This is a genomic window from Pseudomonas veronii, assembly GCF_001439695.1.
Classification (GTDB): Bacteria; Pseudomonadota; Gammaproteobacteria; order Pseudomonadales; family Pseudomonadaceae; genus Aquipseudomonas; species Aquipseudomonas veronii.
The window spans coordinates 23,331-41,965 of sequence record NZ_JYLL01000029.1; the positions used below are offsets into that span (position 1 = coordinate 23,331).

An 18,635-nucleotide genomic window follows, 5' to 3' on the forward strand; every position below is an offset into this window, starting at 1 on the left:
GTGATTTCCCATGTTTGAGCGCCTTATCCAATTCGCCATCGAGCAGCGCATCATCGTGCTGTTGGCGGTGCTGTTGATGGCCGGTGTCGGCGTCGCCAGCTATCAGAAACTGCCCATCGACGCGGTGCCCGACATCACCAATGTGCAGGTGCAGATCAACTCGGCGGCACCCGGTTTTTCGCCGCTGGAAACCGAACAGCGCATCACCTTTCCCATCGAAACCGCGATGGCCGGGTTGCCGGGGTTGCAGCAGACCCGTTCGCTGTCGCGCTCCGGTTTGTCCCAGGTCACGGTGATCTTCAAGGACGGCACCGACCTGTTCTTTGCCCGCCAATTGGTCAACGAACGCCTGCAAGTCGCCCGTGAACAATTGCCCGTCGGCATCGAAACGGCGATGGGGCCGATTTCCACCGGTCTTGGGGAAATTTTCCTATGGACCGTGGAAGCCGAAGAGGGCGCGCGCAAGGACGACGGCACGCCCTACACGCCGACCGACCTGCGCGTGATCCAGGACTGGATCATCAAGCCGCAACTGCGCAACGTGCCCGGCGTGGCCGAGATCAACACCATCGGTGGTTTTGCCAAGGAATACCAGATCGCCCCCGACCCCAAGCGCCTGGCGGCCTACAACCTGACCTTGAGCGATCTGGTCACCGCGCTGGAACGCAACAACGCCAACGTCGGTGCCGGCTACATCGAGCGCAGCGGCGAGCAATTGCTGATCCGCGCACCGGGGCAAGTGGCGTCGATCGACGATATCGCCAACATCGTCATCACCACCTCGGACGGCACGCCGATCCGCGTGCGCAATGTGGCCCAGGTCGAGATCGGCCGTGAGCTGCGTACCGGCGCCGCCACCGAAAACGGCCGTGAAGTGGTGCTGGGCACGGTGTTCATGTTGATCGGCGAAAACAGCCGCACCGTGTCCCAGGCCGTGGCTGCGCGACTCGAACAGATCAACCGCTCGCTGCCCGAGGGCGTGGTCGCCGTGACCGTCTACGACCGCACCAACCTCGTCGAAAAAGCCATCGCCACCGTGAAGAAAAACCTCTTCGAAGGCGCGTTGCTGGTGGTCGCGGTGTTGTTCCTGTTCCTCGGCAACATCCGCGCGGCGCTGATCACCGCGATGGTGATCCCGCTGGCGATGCTGTTCACCTTTACCGGCATGTTCACCAACAAAGTCAGCGCCAACCTGATGAGCCTCGGCGCGCTGGACTTCGGCATCATCGTCGACGGCGCGGTGGTGATCGTCGAGAACGCGATCCGTCGCCTGGCCCATGCGCAACAGCGACACGGCCGCCTGTTGACCCGCAGCGAGCGCCTGCACGAAGTGTTCGCGGCGGCCAAGGAGGCGCGGCGCGCGCTGATCTTCGGGCAACTGATCATCATGGTGGTGTACCTGCCGATCTTCGCCCTCACCGGCGTGGCCGGGAAAATGTTCCACCCCATGGCCTTCACCGTGGTGATCGCCCTGTTCGGCGCGATGATCCTCTCGGTGACCTTTGTGCCGGCGGCGATTGCGCTGTTTGTCACCGGCAAGGTCAAGGAAGAAGAAAACCTGGTGATGCGCAGTGCGCGCCGGGTCTATGCGCCGGTGCTCGATGGGGTGATGGCGCGGCGCCCGCTGGTGTTCGGTTTGGCGCTGTTGACCATCGTCGCCTCGGGGCTGGTGGCCAGCCGCATGGGCAGCGAATTCATCCCCAGCCTCAGCGAAGGCGACTTCGCCCAGCAAGCCCTGCGCGTGCCCGGCACCAGCCTGACGCAGTCGGTGCAGATGCAACAGCAGTTGGAAAAAACCTTGATGGCCCAGGTGCCGGAAATCGAACGGGTCTTCGCCCGCACCGGCACCGCGGAGATTGCCTCCGACCCGATGCCACCGAACATTTCCGACAGCTACGTGATGCTCAAGCCCAAGGATCAGTGGCCTGATCCGCAGAAGTCCCGCGAAACGCTGATCGCCGATATCCAGCGCGCCAGTGCGATTGTGCCGGGCAGTGCGTATGAACTGTCACAACCGATCCAACTGCGCTTCAACGAGCTGATTTCCGGGGTGCGCAGCGACGTGGCGGTGAAGGTGTTCGGCGACGACATGGCGGTGCTCAACGCCACCGCCGGGGAAATCGCCGAGACCTTGCAAGGCCTGAACGGCGCCTCGGAAGTGAAGGTCGAACAGACCTCCGGCCTGCCGGTACTGACCATCAATATCGACCGCGACAAGGCCGCGCGGTTTGGCCTGAACGTCGGCGATGTGCAGGACACGATTGCCGTCGCAGTCGGTGGGCGCCAGGCCGGAACGTTGTACGAAGGTGACCGACGTTTCGACATGGTCGTGCGTTTGTCTGACGCATTGCGCACCGATATCGACGGCTTGTCGCGGCTGCTGATCCCGGTGCCGGCGCTGGCCGGTAACGCCTCCGGGCAACTGGGCTTTATCGCCTTGTCCCAGGTCGCCAGCCTCGACCTGGTGCTGGGCCCGAACCAGATCAGCCGCGAGAACGGCAAGCGCCTGGTGATTGTCAGCGCCAACGTGCGGGGGCGTGATATCGGCTCGTTTGTCCAAGAGGCCGAAGCCGCCATCGGCGCGCAGGTCAAAGTGCCGGTTGGCTACTGGACCACCTGGGGCGGGCAGTTCGAACAGTTGAAGGAGGCCTCCGACCGCCTGCGCATCGTGGTGCCGGTGGCGCTGCTGCTGGTGTTCGGGCTGTTGTTCATGATGTTCAACAACCTCAAGGACGGGCTGTTGGTGTTCACCGGGATTCCGTTCGCCTTGACCGGTGGGATCATGGCGCTGTGGCTGCGCGATATTCCGCTGTCGATCTCGGCCGGGGTGGGCTTTATCGCCTTGTCCGGCGTGGCGGTGCTCAACGGCCTGGTGATGATCGCGTTTATCCGCAACCTGCGCGAGGAAGGGCGCTCGCTGTCGATGGCCATCAACGAGGGCGCGCTGACCCGGCTGCGCCCGGTGTTGATGACGGCGCTGGTGGCCTCCCTCGGGTTTATCCCCATGGCCCTGGCCACCGGCACCGGCGCCGAGGTGCAGCGGCCGCTGGCGACGGTGGTGATCGGCGGGATCATTTCCTCTACGTTGCTGACCTTGCTGGTGCTGCCGGCGTTGTATCACTGGGCGCATCGCAAGGACGAGGAAACACCAGGCTGAAGCGCGTAAAACGCCCCGGCTGGCTGCTGACATCGGCGTGGCCCTGATGCAGGTGCATGATCGACTGCACGATGGCCAGCCCCAGGCCGGTGCCGCCCTCGGCGCGGGTACGGCTGCTGTCGGCGCGGTAGAAGCGTTCGAACAAGTGCGGCAGGTGGTGCGCTTCGATGCCGCGCCCGGGGTTGCCGACCGACAGCGATACACGCTGGCCGTAGGTTTCCACCAGCAACAACACGGTAGACGCGGTTGGCGTGTGGCGGATGGCATTGGACAGCAAGTTGGAGATTGCCCGCTGGATCATCAGGCGATCGCCCATCACCCAGGTGTCGCCGCGCAGGTTCAGGGTCACCTGTTTGTCCTCGGCGCTCAAGGCAAACAGCTCCATCACCCGCTGCGCTTCGTCACCCAACGACACCCGGGCAAACCCGGCCCGCGCCGCCGGATGGCTGACCTGGGCCAGAAACAGCATGTCGGAGACGATGCGCGACAGGCGTTCCATTTCCTCGACGCAGGATTCCAGGCCCGCTTGGTATTCCTGCGAAGGCCGCTCGCGGGACAACGTCACCTGCGCCTTGCCCATCAGGTTGGTCAACGGCGCGCGCAGTTCGTGGGCCAGGTCATCGGAGAACTGCGACAGTTGCCGCACACCGTCGTCCAGGCGGTGCAGCATGAAGTTGATGCCCTGGGCCAACTCGCCCAGCTCCTTGGGCAGGTTGTCCAGCGCCAGGCGATGGGTCAGGTCCTGGGTGCTGACCTGCGCCGCCACACGGCTGAACTGCTGCAACGGCGCCAGCCCGCGCTGCACCAGCCACCAGGCGCCCATGCCGATCAGGATCAGCAGCAGCGGCAGGGCGATCACCGTGGAGCGCAGGTAGGCACTGAGCAACGCCTCATCGTCGGAGCGGTCCAGCGAGAGCAGCACGCGCACGTTCTCGCCATTGCGCAGCGCCACCATGCGCGAGGCGCTGAGGATGCGGTTGCCATGCCCGTCCACCCAGTTCAGGTAGGCCAGGGTCTTGCCGGCCGGTACGTCGAGCAACAACGGCTGCTGGGGTTTTGCGCCCACGCTGAGGAGCACCGGCGCATCGGCCTGGGTGCTCATGATGGTCAGGTAGATATTGTCGTGGCCCATCACCAGGTCCAGCAGCGAGTGGGGGCGGCTGCTGATGTCGCGGGGGGCGAGGCTCTGGCTCAGGCTGTGTTCCAACTGATCCAGCTTGTTTTCCAGGCCCTTGCGCGCGAGTTTGTCCAGCTCGTGGGTCAAGGCCAGGTAAGCCAGGGTCGCCAGCAGCACGACCAGTCCGGCGCCCATCAGGCTGACCGTCAGGCCCAGGCGCATCGACAGGCTGCTGGTCCTCATTGACGCGCCTCCAGCACGTAACCGACGCCGCGAATGGTGTGGATCAGCTTGACCTCGCTCTGGTCGTCGACCTTGCCGCGCAGGCGGCTGATGGAGACTTCGACGACGTTGGTGTCGCAGTCGAAGTTCATGTCCCACACCAGCGAGATGATTTGCGTGCGGGTCATCACCTCGCCGGCCTGGCGCATTAATACGTGCAGCAGGGCGAACTCCTTGGTGGTCAGGTCGATGCGTCGTGTGCCGCGGTAGGCGCGGTGGCGGCGCGGGTCCAGCTCCAGGTCGGCGACGCGCAACACGTCCGGCAACGGAATGTGCTCGCTGCGGCGCAACAGCGTGCGGACGCGAGCCAGCAGTTCGGGGAATTCGAAGGGTTTGACCAGGTAATCATCGGCGCCCATGTCCAGGCCCTTGATCTTGTCGGCCAGCCGGCCGCGGGCGGTCAGCATCATCACCCGCTGGTTGCCGTCGCGGCGCAGGTGTTCCAGCACTTCCCAACCGTCGGTGTTGGGCAGGTTCACGTCGAGGATCACCAGTTCATAGGTGTGTTGCCGGGCCAGGTGCAGGCCGTCGACGCCACTGGCGGCGCAATCGACGACATAGCCGCTTTCGGTCAGGCCCTGCTGCAAGTAATCGGCGGTTTTCTGCTCGTCCTCAACCACAAGGATACGCATGGGGATTTACCTTCAAAGGAAACGGAGAGGGGGCATGGCCTCATAGAGGCGCTGAATTTGGCTGTAGGAAAACTCTGAGCCGTGAAGTCGCTATAGGGTCAAGCCACGTCAGGTAGCTGCGACGATTCGCCGCTGTGCGAGTGAACAAAAAAACGCCCCAAGCGGGGCGTAAAAAGTTCATCTCCGTTCCAAAGGAGCTACACAAAAGCCGCAGAGATGAATAGTGCTCGATGCGCAGTATAAAAACTGCAACTTAACGCGAAGGTGAGGCCGATATTACAGTTCTGACAGATTTGAACCTGTGAAGAGATGTACTTCATCGGCAAGTAAATGTAAGCGTTGCTTAGAGCACCGCCAGTGGATATTCGATAATGACCCTTACTTCTTCCAGGTCCGACTCAAATGCACTTGAGCGCACGCTCGCCTGGCGCAGGCGCAGGGATAAGTCCTTCAGCGTGCCGGCCTGCACCACGTACTTGGCTTCGATATTGCGTTCCCAGCGGCGCTGATCGGTGAGCGGATTACCGGCGGCATCGCGGCGCATATACACCGCGTTGGCGTTGCTGTAGTCGGCACCGCTGCCTTTGGCGTAGCGGGTCATGAACGTCAGGCCGGGAATGCCGAAGGCCTGCATGTCCAGGTCGTAGCGCACCATCCATGAGCGTTCCTTGGGCGAATTGAAGTCGCTGTACTGGATCGAGTTGTTGAGGAAGATCGAGTCCGACTGGCGCAGGTAATCGAAGTCGTCGTCACCATTGTTGCGCTGGTGCGACACGGCAACGCTGTGGGCGCCGACTTTCACCCCGAGCCGGGCGCTCCAGATGTTGTTGTCGAATGTTCCCAGGCGCTTTTTGCCCTCGTCCACGGCCTTGTAGTAATTGACGTCGCCGAACAGCGAAACGTCTTCGGTGAGCGGGTAACTGGCGGTGCTGCCGACGTAGTATTGGTCCCAGGCGTCTTTCAGGCGGCTGCTGTACAGGCTGAAACCGAGGTGCTTGTTGAGTTGATAGTCACCGCCGAAATAGCCGATCCAGGGCGAGTCGACCGGGCCCGCATAAAACGTCGCGAAGCCTTTGTTCATGCCGCTTTCATTGGGCTGGCTCATGCCGCTCAAGCGTCCGCCCTGCAGGCTCAGGCCGGCGAGGCTGGTGTTTTGCACGGTGACGCCACGGAAACTTTCCGGCAATACACGGGAGTCGCCGTAGGCCACCACCGGCGTCAGCGGGAACACGTCGCCGGCCTTGATCACTGTGTCCAGCACGCGCAGTTTCGCGGCGCCGCCGACCTTGCTGTAGCTGTCTTCGGGGCGGTTGTCGCGGTCCACCGGCAACATGCCGAACGAGCCCTTGCCGCCGCTGCGGCCGGTGCCCGAATCGAGTTTCACGCCGACCATGGCAAACGCATCCAGGCCAAAACCCACGGTGCCTTGGGTGAAGCCGGACTCGAACTTGCCGATCAGCCCCTGCGCCCAGGCTTCTGAATAGCCGTTGCCGGTCGGGCTGGATTGGCCTTTGCGATCATCGCGGTTGAAGTAAAAATTACGTGCCAGCACGTTCAGGCGGCTGCCTTCGATAAAACCGTCGGGCTGGTCTTCCACGGCCAGCGCTGTCAGGGGCAAGGCGGCGACAAGTGAGAGGGGAAGGGTGTAATAACGGATATGCATGTTTCGCTCCTCGGTATTGGCAGTGATCAGCTTCTTATGGAGGCGGGCGTTCTTATTGATTTGGCCCGGGCTGATAGTTGCAAACCGTGGATAACGGCTGTGTTGCGTGAACATTACAATTTTGGAACCTTAGTGCCACCTAACAAATACGTAATCTTCTGGTGAACATCGCGTCAGGGTTGTTTGGTTAGTCTCGACACTGAACTTTCAGTCGAGGAATGAACAATGAACTTTTATAAAACCAGCCTGGGTATATTGACGGCCATCCTGTCCTTCGGCGCATTGGCCGAAGGCGGCGGCGATCGCACGTTTGCGCTGATGATGGAGCGCAATGAACAAGCCATGACCGAATACGCGGCCAGAGAGGGCAAAGCGGCCCCGGTGGTGCAGACCTATCGCTATGGCATGACCCTGGACATCGCCAAGGTGGTCAACGTGACACCACCGATCCGCTCATGCAGCCCCGTGCCCTCGCGCATGACCTACGAAGACACCAGCGGCAAGCTCAATACCCTGGAATATCAAGTGATGGGTATCTGCCGGAACAATGGCAGCTGACCGCTGTAAAAAAGAGTGACGCCGGGCATTGAAGCGCTCTTCAGAAAACGCCGGCCACACCGATGAAGGCCGGGTGGAATGGGCGAATGCCAACTTCCTGCAACTGGCTTACTCGATGTCGCAACTGCAGGCGCGCGGCGAACACGTTGTCGGTGCGGTGCGCCTGATGAGTGACGGCCGCCAGCAAGCCGAGCAGGGCCTGGCCCTGGCGGCCGAAGCCGGCACGGTGATCGTGGACATCCAGGACGGCGCACAAAAGGTCGTCAGCGCAGTCGGACAGTTCGCCAACCAGCTCTCGAACTGACCCGTAGGGCTTGTGCTTGAGGTATCGTAGGTTTTTTCACTATTGAAGAGCCGATCCTTCATGAGCCCCGACCACTGCCGCCCCGTTCCGCTGTCCAAGGCCTACCGCTTGCTCAACCACGGCCCGACCGTGCTGGTCAGCGCCGCGCATGACGGTCAGCGCAATATCATGGCTGCCGCCTGGGCCATGCCGTTGGATTTCGAACCGCCGAAAGTCGCCGTCGTGCTGGACAAGGCCACCTGGACCCGGCAACTGCTGGAACGCGCCGGCACCTTCGTGCTGCAGGTGCCCTGCGCGGCCCAGGCCGATCTCGTCCAGACGGTGGGCACTACCAGCGGCGCGGAACTCGACAAATTCGCCGCCTATGGCCTGCGCACCTTCAACGGTGAACACACTGAGGCGCCTTTGCTCGAAGGCTGCGTCGCGTGGTTGGAATGCCGCCTGTTGCCCGAACCGCACACCCAGCAGACCTACGATCTGTTCCTCAGCGAAGTGGTCGCGGCGTATGCCGACGAGCGCGTGTTCAGCGAAGGGCACTGGCACTTCGAAGGCTTTGATCAACTGCGCACCTTGCACCATGTGGCGGGCGGGCATTTCCTCACGATCGGCCAGCCGATTGACGGGCAGCAGCTGACGCCCGCCGGTTGAGCGCGTTCAGCGCCCGAGCATCTTCACCCAGCGCGCCGGCGGCATGCCGTAGGTGCTGTGAAATTGTCGGGTCATGTGGCTCTGGTCGGTGAAGCCGGCGATCATCGCTGCGTCCACCAGCGTTTTGCCCTGGGCCAGCAGGCTGCGTACCAGATCCAGCCGGCGCATGGTCAGGTAGCGGTAAGGGCTGGTGCCGAACAACAAACGAAAATCCCGCGACAAGGCCCAGCGGTCGCGGCCGGCGTGTTCGGCCATTTCATCCAGGGTGATGCTGCGGCCCAGGGCGCTGTGGATAAATTCCCGGGCGCGTTCGGCGGCGACGTAATCGAAGGTCTTGCGGGTGGTGATCGCTCCCGAGGCGTTGTTCAAGGCTTGGGCCAGGTCGAACAGGGCGTCCTGCTCCTGCAGCCGGTCGATCGGGCAGTCCAGGCTTTGCAGCAACACTTCGCTGGCGCGAAACAGCCACGGGTCGGTGGACACCCCGCCGGGGATAAACGGCAACGGCTTGCCGCCGAGGATCTGTTGGACCAGCGCCGGCTCCACATAGATCATGCGGTACTTGAAGCCTTCCTCGCTGCCGGCGCGGCCGTCATGGGTCTCGTCGGGATGAATCACCATGGTGGTGCCGGGCAGGCCATGGGTCATGCCGCCGCGATAATGAAAACTCTGCACGCCGAACAAGGTGCGACCGATGGCATAGGTGTCATGGCGATGCAGGTCGAACGCGATGCCGGCGAAGTACGCCTCGATACGGTCCAGGCCACTGGCATGCGGCGCGCGGTGGACCCAGTCGAGGGTGGGGGTGGGTTTACCCATGGTGACTTGTCACAAGAAGAGGTGGAAACACGTTAACCGAGTCTGAGGCCCTTGTCTGCCGGGGTCTTGTACGATTGTGCAGGGGGGCAGGCGAGGCCTATGATCGCTGTTCGTGCCCTGTGCTGATGGAGTTGCCCGCCATGGATTTGCTCAACCCCGCCTACGTGACGCCCCTGATCTCGCTGGCCCTGCTGTGGACGGTGGCGGTGGTCACGCCCGGGCCCAATTTCTTCAACACCGCGCAACTGGCCGCCAGCTGTTCGCGCCGCCATGGCGTGGTGGCCTCGGCGGGTGTCGCGACTGGGACGATCCTGTGGGGGCTGGCCGGTGGGCTGGGCATAAAGTCGCTGTTTACCGCCGCACCCATGCTGTACCTGGCGTTCAAGATCATCGGTGGCTGCTACCTGATCTACCTGGGGTTGAAGCTGTTCAAACGCTCGGCGCCGGCGATGGGGCAGAGCCGCTTGCCGCACGGGGCTCGGCGCTCGTTGTTTTCCGCCTGGCGCCTGGGGTTGCTGGGCAATCTGTCCAATCCCAAGGCCGCGCTGTTCGTCGCCACCATCTTCGCGTCCACCATGCCGCCGTCGCCATCGCCGATGCTGTTGACCCTGGCGGTGATCATCATGGCCACCTTGTCGTTCAGCTGGTATTCCAGCGTGGCCCTGGTGTTTTCCAGTGCGCGCATGGCCGACCTCTACAGCCGCTCGCGTAAATGGCTCGACCGTTTTGCCGGGAGTTGCTACATGCTGTTCGGTGCACATCTGGTAGCGAATCGCTGACCGCTTATGGTAAGAAGCCTTACTTTCAACAGTGAGGTTGGGTCATGAGCAAGGTGCGCGTAGGGATTATTTTTGGTGGCCGTTCGGCCGAGCACGAAGTCTCGCTGCAATCGGCGCGCAATATTGTCGATGCCCTCGACCGCTCGCGCTTCGAGCCGGTGCTGATCGGTATCGACAAGGCCGGTCACTGGCACCTTAACGACACCTCGAACTTCCTGATCAACCAGGAAAACCCGGCGCTGATCGCCCTCAACCAGTCCAACCGCGAACTGGCGGTGGTGCCGGGCAAGGCCAGCCAGCAAGTGGTGGAAACCGCCGGCAGCGGCCTGCTCGCGCATATCGATGTGATCTTCCCCATCGTCCACGGCACCCTCGGCGAGGACGGTTGCCTGCAAGGCCTGCTGCGCATGGCCGACCTGCCTTTCGTCGGCTCCGACGTGCTCGGCTCGGCGGTGTGCATGGACAAAGACATCAGCAAACGCTTGCTGCGCGACGCCGGCATTGCCGTCACGCCGTTTATCACCCTCAACCGCAACAACGCGGCGCGCACGTCGTTCGACATGGCGGTGGGCAAGCTCGGCCTGCCGATGTTCGTCAAACCCGCCAACCAAGGCTCTTCGGTGGGCGTGAGCAAAGTGAACGACGAGGCCGAATACCACGCCGCCGTCGAACTGGCCCTGGGTTTTGACGAGAAAGTGCTGGTGGAGTCCGCCGTCCACGGCCGCGAAATCGAATGCGCCGTGCTGGGCAACGAACATCCCATCGCCAGCGGTTGCGGCGAGATCGTGGTGAGCAGCGGCTTCTATTCCTACGACAGCAAGTACATCGACGACCAGGCGGCCCAAGTGGTAGTGCCGGCCGATATCAGCGTGCAAGCCAGCGAGCGGATTCGCCGCCTGGCCGTCGAAGCGTTCGAGGTGTTGGGGTGCGCAGGGCTGGCGCGGGTCGATGTGTTCCTCACCGAGGACGGCGAAGTGCTGATCAACGAAATCAACTCGTTGCCGGGTTTTACCCGGATCAGCATGTACCCCAAGCTGTGGCAGGCGGCGGGGATGAGCTACAGCGAGTTGGTCAGCCGCTTGATTGAACTGGCGTTGGAGCGGCATGCGGGGCGCAAGGGGTTGAAGATCAGCCGATAGTCATCGCCCGGCGCGTCAGTAACGCCATCAGGCGTTACTGAGGACTTCCCGGAAAACGTCCGGTCTTATAGCCGCAATATGCAGCAGCGAACGTGCTGCGCCGGAGGGGGAGCGACGCCCTTGTTCCCACTCTTGAAGGGTTCTTATCGACACCCCCAATAGCTCGGCAAATTTGGCTTGCGACAACCCAGTCTTACTTCTTGCGTCCGCGGCTTGAGTGATTTCAACCTGGTGGACTGCGCCGTAAAGCCCCGCTTTGACATCCTGAATGGCTGCCAGTAATTCTTCGCCGATAGCGCGCTTGGCGTCACGTTCCTTCAGCTGTTTCTCAGTGAGTGGCATGGTTCATGTCCTTCGCGATTTTGTACAGGATATGCGCTGGAATAGGCTCGGTAGCGCCCTTGCCGTAAATCAGCAGGGCTACTACTGCTCCACACGACAATTGTGTGGTGTAGATGATCCGCACTGATCCACTTTTACCTCGGCCTTCCAGGCTCCAGCGTACTTTGCGGCAGCCACCCGAGCCGGGAATTACGGTTCCGGCGTCTGACGTAGCTTCTGGCAAGAAAGGGCGGGCCAGAAAATCGCAGTAGTGGAGCCGCTGTTCAAGGGCGTTTTTATCGCAAAAAATGACATGGCACTTTGCGTTTTGTCTCAGGGAGCATAGGTATCCACACAACTTTGGCGTGGTCCTGAACCTGTGGCGAGGGAGCTTGCTCCCGTGACGGCTCGGGAGCCGACGACTATCTAACTGATGCCCCGCGACCTAAATGTGGGAGGGGTGGTGCGACGATTCGACTTGCCCCCGATGGCGGCCTGACAGCCGACCAAGATGTTGGATCAGACTGAGTACATATCCGTTGCTGCGGTAACGGCGGCTATTGGTTCCGCTCTTACAGCGGCTCACTTTTGGAAAGGCCCAAAAGTAAGCAAAAGGCCTTCGCCCCACCACTCGGCACCTCGCCTAGGCTCGGTGTGCCCGTAATCCGACATTGATTTGGGGGGCCGCCGCCACGCGCCATCCATGGCGCGGGGCGGCTAAACCGGCATCCCTGCCGGTTTACCCCCCAAATCAATATCGAATTCCGGCCAGCGTGGTTTAACGGGGCGCCTGAGATCAAAAGCAAAATCAAGAGCGGCTCGCTTCGCATCGTGGTTACCGTTGGCTGCTACAAAGTTGTATAGATACCTATGCTCAGGGAGAGGACATTCAAAAGAGGGCTGTAGGCCTTTGTTAATCAGCTTGTACGAGCAATCCACGAATACAACAACGTCTTCGCCTCTTGCGGTTGATGCGTGCGTCGGCGGTAGCTGGCAAACGTCGGTGATGTGCAGTAGGTACACACCTCACTCACTTCAATCTGCTCGCGCCGAATGCCTGCCGCTTGCAGCAGCATCAGCCCATACCCGCTCAAGTCAAACCATGCGCTGCCCGCTTGTCTCGCCTGGGGCGGTGCAATTTCCGGCGTCAGCAGCGGTGCCGGTTGCTCAGCGCTCCATGGCGCCTGGCGGTGTGGCCACAGGTGCCCTTGGTCCGACTGGAACTCGGCAATAAACGCCGCGCTCACCTCATAACAACAGGGCTTGATCGACGGCCCGATTGCCACCTGCAATTGATCGACAGCCACTCCTTCAGCGGCAAAGCGCTGCACGGCGCTGGCGATGATCCCGCGTTGCAGGCCCTTCCAGCCACCGTGCACAGCGGCCACCCAGTCACCGTTGTTCGAGGCGAACAGAATGGGCAGGCAGTCGGCGGTGATTACCGCGATCGGGTGGTGATGGCGCGTCAACACGCCATCGGCTTCGACCGTATTGGCCACCCGATCTGCCTGCCATTCCATCACCGACGCACTGTGTATCTGCTTGCAGATGAATACCTCTTCCGGCCGCTGCGGGTCATTGATCGAACAAAAACCGTGGTCGACACCAGGAACGGAACCGAGATTGTTTGCCTTGCGCACTGTGCTGTTCTCCGTGCATTAACGATCAATCGCCCAACGCCTCTCCCTCCCGCCGAGGGTCGGCACCGCCGCTCAGCGTCACCGTGCCCTGCGCATCCTGCGTGCGAACGATGGCCTGGATGCCACTGGTCATCTCGATCTCGCTCAGCGCATGGCCCTTGTCCCTGAGCGCCTGTTTCAACGCCGGGCTGAACAGGCCGGTTTCCAGTTCGGTAGCGCCATTGCGGCTGCCGAAGTTGGGCAGGCTGATCGCGGCTTGCGGGTCGAGTTGCCAGTCGAGCATCGCCACCAGGGATTTGCTCACGTATTCGATGATCTGCGAGCCGCCCGGCGAACCCAGGGCGGCCAGCAACTCACCGCTGTGGCGGTCGAACACCAGGGTCGGCGCCATGGCCGAGCGTGGGCGTTTGCCGGGTTGCACGCGGTTGGCCACCGGCTGGCCGTTTTCTTCGGGAATGAACGAGAAGTCGGTCATCTGGTTGTTGAGCACAAAGCCCTGGACCATCAGGTGCGAGCCAAATGCGGACTCCACCGTGGTGGTCATCGACACGGCGCCACCCTGGTCATCCACCGCCACCACTTGTGAGGTGGAGATGCGCAGCGGCGAGCGGTCCGGGGCATACGCCACTTGAATGCCCGCCGGTTGGCCCGGCTGCGCGATGCCCAGGCTGCGTTCACCGATCAGCGCGGCGCGTCGGGCCAGGTAATCCGGGGCGACCAGGCCGGCGACCGGCACCGGCACAAAGTCGGCATCGGCCACATACAGGGCGCGGTCGGCAAAGGCCAGGCGCCCGGCCTCGGCGATCAGGTGAACCGCCTCGGGCGTGGGCTCAAGGCCGGCGGGGGAGGCGCTCTTGAGCGGCGTCATGGGCGCGATGGCCAGGCGCGGGTCGCGGGCTTGCAGGGCCTGCAACGTGCCGAGGATCTGCGCGATGGCAATCCCGCCCGACGACGGCGGCGGCATGCCACAGATTTTCCAGCGCTTGTAATCGGTACACAGCGGCGCACGCTCCTTGGCCGCGTAGCCTGCAAGGTCGGCCTCGGACAGGCTGCCCGCGTTGCGGTGGCCCTGCACTTTGCGTGCGATCTCGTCGGCAATCGGGCCGTGGTACAGCGCGTCCGGGCCTTCCTCGGCGATGCGCTTGAACACGGCGGCCAGCGCCGGGTTTTTCAATAGGGTGCCGGTGGCTTTGGGCGTGCCATCGGCGTTCAGAAAGTAGGCCGCCATCTCCGGCGACTGTGGGATAAAACGGTCAGCGGCTATCAGGCTGTGCAAGCGCGGCGAGATGGCGAAGCCGTGTTCCGACAGCCGGATCGCCGGCTCGAACAACCGGGCCCAGGGCAGATGCCCGGTCTTTTTGTGCGCCAGCTCCAGCGCTCGCAACACCCCCGGCGTGCCCACCGAACGCCCGCCGATCTGCGCTGCGGTAAACGCCATCGGCTGCCCGTCGGGCTTGAGGAACAAGCGCTCGGTCGCCCCGGCCGGTGCGGTTTCCCGGCCGTCATACGCCTGCACGCGGTTCCCGTCCCACAGCATGATGAACGCGCCGCCGCCAATCCCCGACGACTGCGGCTCCACCAGCGTCAACACCGCCTGCATGGCGATCGCCGCGTCGATTGCCGAACCGCCCTGGCGCAACATCTCGCGCCCGGCTTCGGCCGCCAGCGGGTTGGCCGCTGCCGCCATATGCTGCGCGGCATGGCGCGGGCTGAGGTCGGTGCGATAGCCCGAGCCCAACTCCGGCGCTGCTGGCGGTTCGTTGACCGGGGAGTGGCAGGCCACCAGGGCCAGGGCTGCGGCAATGACTGTCAGGTGACGGCGGGCAATCGAAAACACGCGTTGAACTCCGTTCATTTTGCGAATGATCTGTCGTTCTTGGGGAGTGCGTTTTACAGGTAGATCGAGCCCTGCATATACAGCACAGCCTTGCCGGAAATAATCACCCGGTCGCCCTTGAGGGCACAGCGCAACTGGCCCTTGCGCGTGCCGCCCTGTTCGGCGCTCAGGCTTGTCTTGCCCAGGCGCTCGGCCCAGAACGGCGCCAGCGAGGTGTGCGCCGAACCGGTGACAGGGTCTTCATTGACCCCCACATTCGGGCCGAACCAACGGGAAATGAAATCGAACCGCGCACTCTTGGCCGTCACCGCAATCCCGCGTTTGGGCAGGCCCTTGAGCCGGGCGAAATCCGGGGTGAGCGCGGCGACCTGGGCTTCGTCGTCGAGCAACACGATGTAGTCATCGGTGCCGAACACCTCGGCGCGTTCAATCCCCAGCGCGCTCAACATTCCGGCAGGCGGCTCGCACGCTTGTGGCGCTTTCGCCGGGAAATCCATCGCCAGTTCATCGCCCTCGCGGGTTACCCGGAGCTCGCCGCTGCGCGTTGCAAACCGCAGCACGTCAGGCGCATCCGCCAACGCATTGATCAACACCCACGCCGCTGCAAGCGTGGCATGGCCGCACAGGTCGACTTCGACGGTCGGGGTGAACCAGCGCAACTCATAAAAATCGTCACGCGGTACGAAGTAGGCGGTTTCGGACAGGTTGTTTTCGGCGGCGATGTTTTGCAGTTGCGCGTCGCTCAGCCACTCGGTCAGCGGGCACACCGCAGCGGGGTTGCCGCCGAAAGGGTGTTGGCTGAAGGCGTCGACTTGGTAGATGTCCAGTTTCACCGTGGTGTACTCCATGTGCGAGGGGGAGGCTGGACACTAACAGCGGGCTGCGGGGAGCGTCAAAATACAGATGGGCTGTTTTTTTGCGCGCATGCACGAGGCCGCGAGGGACGCGGCGCAGCTTTTTCGGCGGCTCGGAAAAAAATGCCCCGACGGGCCGGGGCATTTCAGGTCGCGGTTTTACGTGCTGGCGCTATTTCGCTGCTTGGTTTTGCGGGCCGCCACTGCCGATCTGCCACACGTAGGGCGGTTCGGTGCCGTTGATTTCCCAATCACCGATGATCCGCTCTTTATAGATCAATGGATTATGCGAGGCCGCGGTGCGCGCATTGCGCCAGTGGCGGTCGAGTTGCAGGCTCGTGCGTGCGGCGGAAGCGCCCAGGGCGTTGAACAGGTCGCTGGTGGCGCGAAGCACCAGCTCGGCAATCACCACTTGCGCTTGGGCCGACTCCAGCTCCGCAGCGATGTTGGCCTCGCGTTCGACCTGCGCATCCTTGGCGAAGTGCGCCACGTAGGCGCGTTGCGACGCCGCGGCGGCGCGCAGGGCGGCCGCTTCGGCGGTGTAGACCTGCGCCGAGGCTTTGCCGACCACCTGCTGCACCTGGGCATCGTCACGCACCGCTGCCGCATTGCCATGGCTGAACACCCGGGCGCGAACACGTACCTGTTGGGCCACCTCTCGCACAGCCGCCTGCCCCGACCCGACCAGGACGGCCAGCAGGGTCAGTTGGTAAAACGCCGTCTGGTATTTAAAGCGCGTCGAGAAGTCGATCAGGTGGTCGTCTTCGACCACTGCGTTTTCAAACACTGACGTGCCGCTGCCGGTGGTGCGCTGCCCAAAGCCATCCCAATCGTCGCTTTGCCGCACACCCGGTTGCTGCACGCGGACCGCCGCGATCACGTCGGCGCCGGTGTCGTCCCGTTGGGCGTACAGGTCGATCCAGTCGGCGAACAGGCTGCCGGTGCTGTAGAACTTGGTGCCGTTGGCGACCCATTGCTCGCCCTGGCGGCTGATGCGGGTAATCACCTGGCCGATCTTCACGTCGCCGACTTCGGTCCAGGCATTGCCGACCAGTTCCCCGGCCACAAACCGCTCGAACCAGGCGTTCTGGGCGCTGAATGCCTGGGCATTGAGGCGGTCTTCGACAAACGCAAAATGCCCGCGCAGGGCTTGTGTCACGTTGGAGTCGGCGGCCGCCAGTTCAATCAACAGTTGGAACAGTTGCGGCAGCGAGGCGCCGGCCCCGCCGAATTCGACCGGGACACGCACGGCGCCGAACCCGGCGTGCTTGAGCCATTGGATCGGTTCGAACGGCAGCGTGCGGCTGCGTTCGCGCTCGACCGCCCCTTCGGCAATCCGCGCAAAGATCGGCCGAAAACGCGCGGCGAGCGCTTCGTAATCGGTGCCGACAGACAATGTATTCAGCGTGGTGAAACTGGACATAGGATGAATTCCTCTTCAGCGCAGTCAAGCGTCAAGTCAGGTCGGAGAATCTGGACGGTTTGGTGTGGTCGGTGGCGTTGGCGCCGGTTTTGAACGCTCCGCGATAACGCGCCGCCGGATGGTCATCGGCGGCGTAGGGCGAAGTGCCGTCGAGGAGGTTTTCGCGCAGGGTGTCGCCCTCATAGGAGGTGCGGACACGGCCCCGGCGTTGCAGCTCGGGAACGATGAACTCGACGAGGTCTTCGAAGGTGCCCGGGGTGATCGCATAGGCCAGGTTGAACCCGTCGATACCACCGACGTCCACCCAGCGCTCCATCTCGTCGGCCACCGTTTTCGGGCCGCCCACCAGCACTGGGCCCAAGCCGCCGATGCTGCGGTGTTTGATGATGTCGCGCGGCGTCCACTTGCGGTCGGGGTCGGCGGTGGCGAGCAGTTCCAGCACCGAGCGGATGCTGTCGTTGTCGATCGCTTCCAGGGGTTGGTCCGGGTCGTATTCGGAGAAATCGATACCGGTCCAGCCGCCGTAAAACGACAACATGCCTTCGCCGTTGGCATAGCTCAGGTAGTCGCGGTATTTGGCTTGCGCGGCTTCATCGCTTTCACCGGTGATCACCGTCAGCAGTGTGAACACCTTGACCGAGTCACGGCTGCGGCCGGCTGCCACGGCGCGGTTGCGGATGTCATCGGAGACCTCGCGCGCCTGTTCGGCGGTGGCCGGGCTGATGAACACCCCTTCGGCGTGCTTGGCGGCAAAGGCGCGGCCACGGCTGGAAGCGCCGGCCTGGAAAATCACCGGGGTGCGCTGTGGCGACGGCTCGGACAGATGAATGCCCGGCACATCGTAGTATTTGCCCTTGTGGCCGATCGGATGGACTTTGCTCGGGTCGGTAAAAACCCCGCGCTCGCGGTCACGCAGCACCGCGTCTTCATCCCAGGAGCCTTCCCACAGCTTGTAGGTCACGTCCAGAAACTCATCGGCGATGTCATAGCGTTCGTCGTGGGAAATCTGTTGCTTGAGGCCCAGGTTGACCGCCGCGCTGTTGAGGTACGAGGTCACCACGTTCCACGCCACGCGGCCTTTGGTCAGGTGGTCGAGGGTCGAGAACTTTCGCGCCAGGGCGTAAGGCTGTTCGTAGGTCAGCGCCGAGGTCACGCCAAAGCCCAAGTGCTTGGTGACGGTGGCCATGGCCGGCACTTGAAAGAACGGATCGTTGACCGGCACCTGGTCGGCGTCGAGCAAGGAGGTTTCCACCGAGCCGCGATAGATGTCATAGACGCCGACGACGTCGGCGATAAACACCGAGTCGAAATAGCCGCGCTCAAGCAGCTTGGCCAACTCGACCCAGTAATCGAGATCCTTGTATTTCCATGCCTGGCTGTCCGGGTGACGCCAGGTGCCCGCGGCCTGATGACTCACGCAGGTCATTTCAAACGCATTGAGGATAATGCGGGAAGCCATAGTCGA

Annotated in this window: 15 protein-coding genes and 1 pseudogene; 6 read left to right on the top strand and 10 right to left on the bottom strand. The window is 62.8% G+C overall.

From position 1 onward, the window contains the following. Positions 1 to 10 precede the first annotated feature (10 nt). Positions 11 to 3,157 (top strand): CusA/CzcA family heavy metal efflux RND transporter, encoded by a 3,147-nt coding sequence (locus TU80_RS25100; RefSeq protein WP_057005638.1) that lies wholly within the window; start codon positions 11 to 13, stop codon positions 3,155 to 3,157. Here TU80_RS25100 and TU80_RS25105 read toward each other — a convergent pair. The 3 genes from TU80_RS25105 to TU80_RS25115 form a co-directional block, all read right to left on the bottom strand. Continuing rightward, on the bottom strand, positions 3,081 to 4,517 hold the full coding sequence (locus TU80_RS25105; RefSeq protein ID WP_057005639.1) for a heavy metal sensor histidine kinase: 1,437 nt from the start codon (positions 4,515 to 4,517) through the stop codon (positions 3,081 to 3,083). The genes TU80_RS25100 and TU80_RS25105 overlap by 77 nt on opposite strands. Beyond that, positions 4,514 to 5,188, bottom strand: coding sequence for a heavy metal response regulator transcription factor (locus TU80_RS25110; protein ID WP_046384814.1), 675 nt, complete (start codon positions 5,186 to 5,188; stop codon positions 4,514 to 4,516). Before TU80_RS25110 ends, TU80_RS25105 begins: the two co-directional genes overlap by 4 nt. A gap of 343 nt (positions 5,189 to 5,531) precedes the next feature. Then, complete coding sequence (locus TU80_RS25115) at positions 5,532 to 6,851, bottom strand: OprD family porin (protein ID WP_057005670.1); 1,320 nt, start codon at positions 6,849 to 6,851, stop codon at positions 5,532 to 5,534. A gap of 225 nt (positions 6,852 to 7,076) precedes the next feature. Between TU80_RS25115 and TU80_RS25120 the strand changes: the two genes are divergently transcribed. The 3 genes and pseudogenes from TU80_RS25120 (at position 7,077) to TU80_RS25130 (ending at position 8,361) form a co-directional block, all read left to right on the top strand. After that, positions 7,077 to 7,409 carry a DUF2790 domain-containing protein gene (locus tag TU80_RS25120; protein WP_046384813.1) on the top strand — a complete coding sequence of 111 codons (333 nt, stop codon included), beginning with the start codon at positions 7,077 to 7,079 and terminating at the stop codon, positions 7,407 to 7,409. 25 nt (positions 7,410 to 7,434) lie between these two features. Beyond that, a pseudogene (locus TU80_RS34060) lies at positions 7,435 to 7,713 on the top strand (chemotaxis protein); the annotation flags it as partial. Between the two features lie 60 nt (positions 7,714 to 7,773). Then, a complete protein-coding gene (locus tag TU80_RS25130; RefSeq protein WP_057005641.1) occupies positions 7,774 to 8,361 on the top strand; it encodes a flavin reductase family protein in 588 nt (195 codons plus the stop codon). A gap of 6 nt (positions 8,362 to 8,367) precedes the next feature. Here the strand turns inward: TU80_RS25130 and TU80_RS25135 are convergent, their stop codons facing one another. Further along, a complete protein-coding gene (locus TU80_RS25135) occupies positions 8,368 to 9,177 on the bottom strand; it encodes an AraC family transcriptional regulator (protein WP_017844488.1) in 810 nt (269 codons plus the stop codon). A gap of 140 nt (positions 9,178 to 9,317) precedes the next feature. On the opposite strand from TU80_RS25135, the gene TU80_RS25140 reads away from it, so the two are divergent. Both TU80_RS25140 and ddlA read left to right on the top strand, forming a co-directional pair. After that, positions 9,318 to 9,956 carry a LysE family transporter gene (locus TU80_RS25140; protein ID WP_057005642.1) on the top strand — a complete coding sequence of 213 codons (639 nt, stop codon included), beginning with the start codon at positions 9,318 to 9,320 and terminating at the stop codon, positions 9,954 to 9,956. A gap of 44 nt (positions 9,957 to 10,000) precedes the next feature. Then, a complete protein-coding gene (ddlA, locus tag TU80_RS25145; RefSeq protein WP_017844486.1) occupies positions 10,001 to 11,095 on the top strand; it encodes a D-alanine--D-alanine ligase in 1,095 nt (364 codons plus the stop codon). Between the two features lie 27 nt (positions 11,096 to 11,122). Here the strand turns inward: ddlA and TU80_RS25150 are convergent, their stop codons facing one another. The 6 genes from TU80_RS25150 to TU80_RS25175 form a co-directional block, all read right to left on the bottom strand. Beyond that, positions 11,123 to 11,437: a helix-turn-helix domain-containing protein gene (locus TU80_RS25150; RefSeq protein WP_046384808.1), complete on the bottom strand. Its 315-nt coding sequence runs from the start codon at positions 11,435 to 11,437 to the stop codon at positions 11,123 to 11,125. Positions 11,438 to 12,333: 896 nt separating this feature from the next. After that, positions 12,334 to 13,056, bottom strand: coding sequence for a peptidoglycan editing factor PgeF (gene pgeF / locus TU80_RS25155; protein ID WP_057005643.1), 723 nt, complete (start codon positions 13,054 to 13,056; stop codon positions 12,334 to 12,336). 25 nt (positions 13,057 to 13,081) lie between these two features. Further along, complete coding sequence (gene ggt, locus TU80_RS25160) at positions 13,082 to 14,911, bottom strand: gamma-glutamyltransferase (protein WP_057005644.1); 1,830 nt, start codon at positions 14,909 to 14,911, stop codon at positions 13,082 to 13,084. Positions 14,912 to 14,946: 35 nt separating this feature from the next. Then, on the bottom strand, positions 14,947 to 15,726 hold the full coding sequence (locus TU80_RS25165; protein ID WP_017844482.1) for a PhzF family phenazine biosynthesis protein: 780 nt from the start codon (positions 15,724 to 15,726) through the stop codon (positions 14,947 to 14,949). Positions 15,727 to 15,919: 193 nt separating this feature from the next. Continuing rightward, a complete protein-coding gene (locus tag TU80_RS25170; RefSeq protein ID WP_046384805.1) occupies positions 15,920 to 17,170 on the bottom strand; it encodes an acyl-CoA dehydrogenase family protein in 1,251 nt (416 codons plus the stop codon). Positions 17,171 to 17,201: 31 nt separating this feature from the next. Further along, positions 17,202 to 18,629, bottom strand: coding sequence for an LLM class flavin-dependent oxidoreductase (locus TU80_RS25175; protein ID WP_057005645.1), 1,428 nt, complete (start codon positions 18,627 to 18,629; stop codon positions 17,202 to 17,204). Positions 18,630 to 18,635 lie beyond the last annotated feature (6 nt).

What these genes read in the sequence shown, in the direction of transcription:
- TU80_RS25100 (WP_057005638.1), top strand. Translation starts at nt 11, where the DNA reads ATGTTTGAGCGCCTTATCCAATTCGCCATCGAGCAGCGCATCATCGTG.
- TU80_RS25105 (WP_057005639.1), bottom strand. Translation starts at nt 4,517, where the DNA reads ATGAGGACCAGCAGCCTGTCGATGCGCCTGGGCCTGACGGTCAGCCTG.
- TU80_RS25110 (WP_046384814.1), bottom strand. Translation starts at nt 5,188, where the DNA reads ATGCGTATCCTTGTGGTTGAGGACGAGCAGAAAACCGCCGATTACTTG.
- TU80_RS25115 (WP_057005670.1), bottom strand. Translation starts at nt 6,851, where the DNA reads ATGCATATCCGTTATTACACCCTTCCCCTCTCACTTGTCGCCGCCTTG.
- TU80_RS25120 (WP_046384813.1), top strand. Translation starts at nt 7,077, where the DNA reads ATGAACTTTTATAAAACCAGCCTGGGTATATTGACGGCCATCCTGTCC.
- TU80_RS25130 (WP_057005641.1), top strand. Translation starts at nt 7,774, where the DNA reads ATGAGCCCCGACCACTGCCGCCCCGTTCCGCTGTCCAAGGCCTACCGC.
- TU80_RS25135 (WP_017844488.1), bottom strand. Translation starts at nt 9,177, where the DNA reads ATGGGTAAACCCACCCCCACCCTCGACTGGGTCCACCGCGCGCCGCAT.
- TU80_RS25140 (WP_057005642.1), top strand. Translation starts at nt 9,318, where the DNA reads ATGGATTTGCTCAACCCCGCCTACGTGACGCCCCTGATCTCGCTGGCC.
- ddlA (WP_017844486.1), top strand. Translation starts at nt 10,001, where the DNA reads ATGAGCAAGGTGCGCGTAGGGATTATTTTTGGTGGCCGTTCGGCCGAG.
- TU80_RS25150 (WP_046384808.1), bottom strand. Translation starts at nt 11,437, where the DNA reads ATGCCACTCACTGAGAAACAGCTGAAGGAACGTGACGCCAAGCGCGCT.
- ggt (WP_057005644.1), bottom strand. Translation starts at nt 14,911, where the DNA reads ATGAACGGAGTTCAACGCGTGTTTTCGATTGCCCGCCGTCACCTGACA.
- TU80_RS25170 (WP_046384805.1), bottom strand. Translation starts at nt 17,170, where the DNA reads ATGTCCAGTTTCACCACGCTGAATACATTGTCTGTCGGCACCGATTAC.
- TU80_RS25175 (WP_057005645.1), bottom strand. Translation starts at nt 18,629, where the DNA reads ATGGCTTCCCGCATTATCCTCAATGCGTTTGAAATGACCTGCGTGAGT.